Consider the following 3059-nt stretch of genomic DNA (forward strand, 5'->3'; position numbering starts at 1 on the left):
TACAACAACGAGCGCCCCAACATGGGCATCGGCGGCATAACACCCGCCATGAAACTGAAAACAGCCGCCTGAATTCTACGGCTGGACCCCAGTAAAAATGGGGAGATTACCGCTTGACCGGTTTGAGCCCAAACTGACCGATGCTGCGGAAGGCACGAATGGCAGCTTGTTTTCAAGTTGGCGGCGACAACGACAAGCTATCAAAAGACGTAAAATCGCACTGTCAGATTTCGAGAGTGTTGATCCGCGACCAAAATGATATGCGAGCGACATAGCCACATGTGCAAATCCAAACTGTAGGATGCGTTCTTCGTTAAGGTCGGTGTGCCAAGCAAATAGCCGTGCAAGTTCAAGCATCCGTTCAGGCGTGGCAATGCGATCCGGTTCGGGCCGTTCTGCAGCGGGAGGGGGTCCGGCCGTTCCGCCCGAACGGCTTGGATGACGGACCGGTCTATCTTCACAACGCGGTTGAGCCGGTTGTGGCACTTCTGAGTTCTCAAGAGGAAGAGTGACCGCTAGCCGCGTGGGACGGGTCACAAAGCCCTACCTCTCGGACGGAGAAATATGTTTTGAAAACAACGCAGCGGAAACTCTATGCAAAGTCGAGATTGCCTTTTTTCGTCAGGAAGGTTTGCCTCCCAATGACCGTGTGGCGCTCACCGCCCCTGAAGCTGCCGTCCGGACAACGCGCAGCGAACGGCTGGACGGAGCTCAGACCTACCACGTTACTCTAAGTCGGCGGATGTCAGCTTCGAAGACGACTGAAGAGATGGCGCACCCGAAAACGTGCAAGGCAGATATCTTAGAAACAACACGAGATTCGGAAGAAAGCTTTAAGAGTAAGGAATTAAAATGAAGGTGAAGTATGTATTCTTGGGCGCAACGTTGATCTTATTGGGCGCTTGCATAAAAACAAACGAACATAGCGGAAGAATTTTGCCGCAAAAAGGGACTAGCTTGGCGTTGGCGCCTCTGCCCGAAGGCGCAATCGGCAAGTCTCGCTTTATATCAATCTTCACAGATGTTTGCCTCGAAACGTCACTTGATCGAAATAGTTTTGAAAGGAAGGCTAGATCGCTTGGGCTTTCCAGGGAAACTGACTTGATAAATTTGAGCTATGGGCATCCACCCGAGGAGAGCCCTGACAGTTTTGATGCTGTTTGGATAACCAAAGAAAGTCATGCTTCAGAAGCAATGTTGGAAGTGGCTTTGAGATATCGCAGTTCGTTCCGTTGGGAGACTGGGTCTCCGTCCTATATTGTAAGCTATGAAGATGGCGACCCAACCATGATCCTGAGTTGTACCGTCGCAGCAGTCATGCCGTCGCTGTCCGAAGAAGATATTGCTGACTTGGAGGCACAAGCCGCTAATAATCTGCTGACAAAAGCTCGCAATAGGACTTTTGGTGATTACTCGCAGGGCTACACGGTCACGCCAGACGATGTGGGTATTGGAATCAAACTCTCAAAGACACGAGCATATGTTGATAAGCGAGAAGGTTCTGCATGTCCTGCTGGGATAGGGTGTTGGGCGCATAGCCCTTACCAGATCACCTTAAGAGCAGTTACCAGCCGCTTCTCTGACCAACAGGATTAGAAGGGTTTTGGACTTGCATCACTTCCGTTCCGGTTATCTGCGAGCAATGCTCGCCGTGAAGGAGACCGGATATGGCACCCAAACACAGTGAAGATTTCAAACGAGAGGCGGTTCGGATCGCGACGCACAGTGGCCTGACACGGCGACAGGTGGCCTCAGATCTGGGAGTTGGGTTTTCGACCCTGGGCAAGTGGATGCGGGATTATTCGACCGATCCGGCAGCTGCCGAGGACGCGGAGCTGCGCCGCGAGAATGAGCGCATGCGCAAAGAGAACCGTATTCTGCGGGCTTGAGCTGGATCAGCGGACAGTCCCGGGGACTGTCTGCCCGGTGAAAAGGGAAGTGTTAAAAAAGGCCGCGATTTTCTTCGCGAGCCAAAAGCAACGAGATTTCAATTCATTGCCGAGTATCGCGGAGATCTTTCACGAGCCCATCTGAGCCGGATGATGAAGGTGTCGGACCGTGGGCTACGGGCGTGGCGCAGCAGGCCGCCATCACATCGTCAGCGGCGCGACATGATCCTCCTGGCACACATCCGCGAACAGCACCGGCTCAGCTTGGGCAGCTATGGCCGCCCGCGTATGACGCAGGAATTGAAGGAGCTGGGTCTCCAGGTCGGTCAGCGCCGCGTCGCTCGGATCATGCGTGACAACGGCATCCAGGTTCTGCGCAGCCGTAAGTTCAAGCGCACAACCGACAGCGACCACAGCTTCAACATCGCTCCGAACCGACTGAATCAGGATTTCACGGCGACGGCGCCAAACCAGAAATGGGCCGGTGACATTACCTACATATGGACCCGCGAGGGTTGGTCCTATCTATCTGTCATCATTGATCTATATTCGCGTCGCGTGATCGGTTGGGCGATCAGCAACCGCATGAAGCAGGACTTGGCCTTGCGTGCCTTGGACATGGCTACAGCTCTGCGTCGCCCCCCCACCTGGCTGCATTCACCACACCTCCTTTCGGGATATTTCCTATGGAAATACCCTGCCGGGCAGTGGATCGCGGAGCCCAATACTGCGCTCACGAGTACCAGAAGCGCCTGCGTTGTCACAAGCTGCGACCTTCGATGAGCGGCAAGGGAAATTGCTTTCCCTCTCGGGACATTCCTGCGGAATGCCCTGCCGGGCAGTGGTCGAGAGCTTCTTCAAATCCCTCAAAGCCGAATCGATCTGGCGGGACACGTGGCAAACGCGCCGGGACGTCGAGGACGCTGTGTTCGAATACATCAACGGCTTCTACAATCCGCGCCGCAGACACTCAGCCTTGGGCGGGATAAGCCCCTTGGTCTTCGAGGCTCAGGCCGCTTAAATGAGAACCCGGAGCGTCACGAGAGCGTGACAGGTCCATATGTTTGACTTTGGATTTGGTTGCGGGAGTAGGATTTGAACCTACGACCTTCAGGTTATGAGCCTGACGAGCTACCGGGCTGCTCCATCCCGCGACACTTTGATTGTGCA

2 protein-coding genes, 1 tRNA gene and 1 pseudogene are annotated in these 3059 nt (G+C 54.5%); 3 read left to right on the forward strand and 1 reads right to left on the reverse strand.

The window, feature by feature from the left end:
• Positions 1-523: 523 nt before the first annotated feature.
• From ACN5AZ_RS18560 to ACN5AZ_RS18570, 3 genes and pseudogenes are all read left to right on the forward strand, one after another.
• The gene (locus ACN5AZ_RS18560; RefSeq protein WP_419430384.1) at positions 524-856 is read left to right on the forward strand and encodes a hypothetical protein; all 333 of its coding nucleotides are present in this window, start codon (positions 524-526) and stop codon (positions 854-856) included.
• Positions 853-1596 carry a hypothetical protein gene (locus tag ACN5AZ_RS18565; RefSeq protein ID WP_419430385.1) on the forward strand — a complete coding sequence of 248 codons (744 nt, stop codon included), beginning with the start codon at positions 853-855 and terminating at the stop codon, positions 1594-1596. The genes ACN5AZ_RS18560 and ACN5AZ_RS18565 overlap by 4 nt, the downstream gene beginning before the upstream one ends.
• Before the next feature lie 71 nt (positions 1597-1667).
• Positions 1668-2910, forward strand: a pseudogene (locus ACN5AZ_RS18570) (IS3 family transposase).
• A gap of 56 nt (positions 2911-2966) precedes the next feature.
• Here ACN5AZ_RS18570 and ACN5AZ_RS18575 read toward each other — a convergent pair.
• A tRNA-Met gene (locus ACN5AZ_RS18575) sits at positions 2967-3043 on the reverse strand.
• Between the last annotated feature and the right edge of the window lie 16 nt (positions 3044-3059).

The organism is Sagittula sp. SSi028, from assembly GCF_048553715.1.
Classification (GTDB): domain Bacteria; phylum Pseudomonadota; class Alphaproteobacteria; order Rhodobacterales; family Rhodobacteraceae; genus Sagittula.